Raw genomic sequence first — 3,540 nt, forward strand, 5'->3', positions numbered from 1 at the left:
CCGCCGAAATAATGCGGGATCAGGATGGGAAGATTTATGGAATATGGTTATTTGCTCATGGCAGAGACAGTAGCCCTGTGCTACCTTATAGGGAGTATACCCAGCGCTTACCTTCTGGGTAACGCCTGCTTTCACCTGGACATTCGCGAGCACGGCTCAGGCAATATGGGCACCATGAATACACGCCTGATTATGGGCTGGCTGCCAGCCCTGGCAGTGTTTATTGTGGATTGCGGAAAAGGAGCAGCCGCAGCCTGGATTGCAGATTGTTTGGGGGTCGATGCCCTGTTGGGGGTGACAGCGGCGGTAAGCGGCCATATCTGGCCGGTTTGGCTGAAGTTTTCCGGAGGCAAAGGTCTGGCTACCAGTTTAGGCGGTCTTCTATGGTCAATTCAACCTGTGGCAATTGCGGTTTTTATTGTTGCCTGGCTCTTGGTTTATGCCCTGTGGCGTCAAGCCGACCCGGCCGCAATGGGCGGCGGATTCGCCATGGCAGTCTGCGCTCTCAGCACCGGCCCATTGATCTGGCTGGCTGCGCTGGGATTAATCATAGCTTTCAAACATTATTTGAGCTATAGCCGCTCGGCCTGACCTCGAATCGAAATCTCTCCCTGCATTAAACAGACTTATTTTAAAAATAGGGCCGGGCTATAGAAGCCGTTACGGTCACTTGATTTGCAGAAGGTATGTAAGGTGATTTACAAAGACAGTTTCAAGCGCTCTATGCGCCGGCACAACCAGTCCCGTATGGGCCGGTAATCCCTTTCGCCCCCCCTGCCGAGATAGTCGGCTTCCGATAGCAACAACAATTCGTCCACATTGACCCTGCCCAGCAAGCGGCGTATGGCTTTATTACTGACCTTTTCTTTTTGCTTATACAACAAAACCGGCTGCATATGCTCTCTGACCAGCTGCTGTACGGTTCTGACCAGATCTGGCGGAGCCTTGAATTCTGTCAAAAAGCTGGCCGCCATCTTGCTGCCGATTACATCATGTCCATAAGAGGTGACCTTGCCCTTATGGTGGCCAATGGTAACCGGTTTACCGATATCGTGCAAAAGCGCGGCCAGCATCAAGGCCTGGGGATTGCCGGAATCTTTCATACGCAGCCTGCATTGGTCTACAACCAGCATGGTATGTTCAAAAACATCGCCTTCAGGGTGATGGCTCTTTTCCTGCCGGCATCCCACCAGGGCATGGAGCAGCGGATGAAGCTGCTCTAAAATACCGCATTTCAGCATATAACGAAACCCCCGGGATGGCCGGACTGATAAGAACAGCAATTTGCTCAGCTCTGTGAAAACGCGCTGCCGGTCTAAACCGCTGTAATCAATAGACCTGATTAATTCAACAGCATCGCTGTTGATAGGGATATCGAAACGGGCTGCCAACAACACCAGGCGATAAGCTCGCCAGGGGTCAGCTTGAAGCCAGCCCGGATCAGTGTGAATTCTATTTATAAGCCTTGACAATATCATGTTCTCGTTTTTCCCTTGCTTGAAATGGTAATATAAAATTGACTTAACAATTGTTTATGAATTCTTGAATGGCACCAAAATAACGCGGCAGGTCGCGGAATATTATGTCATTGTGGCTGGCCCCGGGCATGGTAAGCATTTGCTTATTAGCTGAGCCCAGGGTGTCATATATCAACTTACCCTCGGACCAGGGTACCAGGGTGTCACGGTCCCCGTGCAAAATCAGGGCTGGCAGCTTGATTTGCCCTATCATCTCCAGGCAAGCCTCTTCAATGCTCTTCAAGCGGGGATTGGGGTCCATAATACCAAAATGGGTGATAAGGCGCGTTACGCTGGCAAAGCCGCTCTCAATGATAAAACCCCTCATCTCTTGCGGGTATCCATAGGCCAGGTGCAGTGCAGCGATGCTGCCCATAGAGCGCCCCATAACCCAGCACTCCGACTGATTATAACGCTCTTTGACCTGTCGTTTGATTTCAGCTAAGACCTGTTCGGCATCACTGATCAAAGCGGTCACCGACGGCCTGCCCTGGCTTAATCCGTAACCGCGATAATCCGCCACCACCAGGTTTACCCTGCAGAGATGATAAAGGGGAGCGATTTGGTCATAATCGCCGGCTACTTCACCGTTGCCATGAAAGTAGAGCATCCAGGGCCAGCCTGGATCGGCCACATAAAAGCGGCAGGCCACCCGGACATTGTCTCCGGCCTCCACAAAATAATCGTAGCTGCCGGGAGGATTTTCACTGGCATCTGACCGCGGATAAAAAAGATATTGCAGCACCTGGGGCTGGTCCACATAACTGTATTCGGGCATATCATTCTCCCTTTCCCCATATTTAATACCAAATAGCAGCCTGCTTAAAAACCTGGCAGTCTACAAACAGCTGGCAATCCTGGGGCAAATCAATGCGCCAGCCCCTCATACCCCGATCCACCGCCGTGATAAACCGGTCTTCTAAATAAAAGCCTCTTGACGGCAGCGCAATAGAGTATAATACTAACTGGAAACATCCCTATACAAAAACATATCAAATGACAAAAGGCGGTTTAAGTGATGAAAATATTAGTATTCGGCCTGGGGGCCCTGGGCTCAGTATACTCGTGCCTTTTAAAGCGGGCCGGCCATCGGGTGTCCGGTATCGACATTCCTGCAGTGGCATCCCGTATCGGCCGGCAAGGGGTTCAGATTCAGGGTATTTGGGGCGAGCATCAGGCCTATTTAGATCAGGTGGCGGCTTCCGTAGACCAGTTAGCCGATCGGGATTTTGATTTGATTATAGTTACCGTGAAGGCTTACCAGACTGCCTCGGTATCTCAAGTCTTAAAGTCTTGTATTAAGGATAACACCTATGTGCTTCTGGCGCAAAATGGCTATGGCAATTATGAAGCCGCCTCCGAATACATTGCCGCCGACCGCCTCATCCTGGGGCGGGTGATTTTCGGTGCGGTAACCCTAGAGCCGGGTATATCCCAGGTGACCGTTATAGCTGATGATGTTCTGTTAGGCCATCCTCATCAACTGATAGATGAAGACCGGCTGCAACAACTGGCCGATGTTTTTTGCGAGGCAGGTATTCCCACCCGGGTGTCACCCAATATTATGGAGTTAATATGGGCAAAAATCATTTATAACTCAGCACTGAACCCTCTCGGTGCTATTCTGGAGGTGCCTTACGGCAAACTCGCCGAGATGGAATGGAGCCGTCAGCTGATGGATCAAATCATAAACGAGATTTTTGCGGTCCTGAAAGCCCTGGAACAGCCCACCCCCTGGAAAGACGGCGAGGCCTATCGGAGTTCGTTTTACCGTCAAATGGTTCCTTCTACCGCGGCTCACCGGGCTTCCATGCTGCAGGATATTCAACGGGGCCGAAAAACCGAAATCGAGGCATTGAACGGTGCGGTAGTCAGGCTGGGGGAACGCCTGGGGGTGGAAACACCTGTTAATCGTGTTATAACCTCTCTTTTACAGTGCAAAGAAACCCTGGGGGCTATCAAGGCCGGCTAATGCTTTGCAAAATCGGACGATATCCTCTGTTGGTGTCGCGGGGGGGGGGGG

General features: G+C 51.3%; 4 protein-coding genes. 2 read left to right on the forward strand and 2 right to left on the reverse strand.

The window, feature by feature from the left end; all coding sequences use genetic code 11:
- The first annotated feature begins 36 nt into the window (after positions 1-36).
- Positions 37-591 (forward strand): glycerol-3-phosphate acyltransferase, encoded by a 555-nt coding sequence (locus B3W37_RS13485; protein ID WP_483171262.1) that lies wholly within the window; start codon positions 37-39, stop codon positions 589-591.
- A 107-nt stretch (positions 592-698) separates the two neighbouring features.
- Here the strand turns inward: B3W37_RS13485 and B3W37_RS13490 are convergent, their stop codons facing one another.
- Together B3W37_RS13490 and B3W37_RS13495 are read right to left on the reverse strand one after the other, a co-directional pair.
- Positions 699-1,478, reverse strand: a complete 780-nt coding sequence (locus B3W37_RS13490) for an HD domain-containing protein (protein WP_483176130.1) — start codon at positions 1,476-1,478, stop codon at positions 699-701.
- 43 nt (positions 1,479-1,521) lie between these two features.
- A complete protein-coding gene (locus B3W37_RS13495; RefSeq protein ID WP_483171258.1) occupies positions 1,522-2,295 on the reverse strand; it encodes an alpha/beta hydrolase in 774 nt (257 codons plus the stop codon).
- Between the two features lie 240 nt (positions 2,296-2,535).
- Here B3W37_RS13495 and B3W37_RS13500 point away from each other — a divergent pair, with 240 nt between their 5' ends.
- Complete coding sequence (locus tag B3W37_RS13500; protein ID WP_483176131.1) at positions 2,536-3,489, forward strand: ketopantoate reductase family protein; 954 nt, start codon at positions 2,536-2,538, stop codon at positions 3,487-3,489.
- Positions 3,490-3,540 lie beyond the last annotated feature (51 nt).

It is taken from the genome of Syntrophomonas sp. UBA5494, assembly GCF_002426325.1.

Coding starts and splice junctions, on each gene's coding strand:
- B3W37_RS13490 (WP_483176130.1), bottom strand. CDS start 1,478: ATGATATTGTCAAGGCTTATAAATAGAATTCACACTGATCCGGGCTGG.
- B3W37_RS13500 (WP_483176131.1), top strand. CDS start 2,536: ATGAAAATATTAGTATTCGGCCTGGGGGCCCTGGGCTCAGTATACTCG.
- B3W37_RS13495 (WP_483171258.1), bottom strand. CDS start 2,295: ATGCCCGAATACAGTTATGTGGACCAGCCCCAGGTGCTGCAATATCTT.
- B3W37_RS13485 (WP_483171262.1), top strand. CDS start 37: ATGGAATATGGTTATTTGCTCATGGCAGAGACAGTAGCCCTGTGCTAC.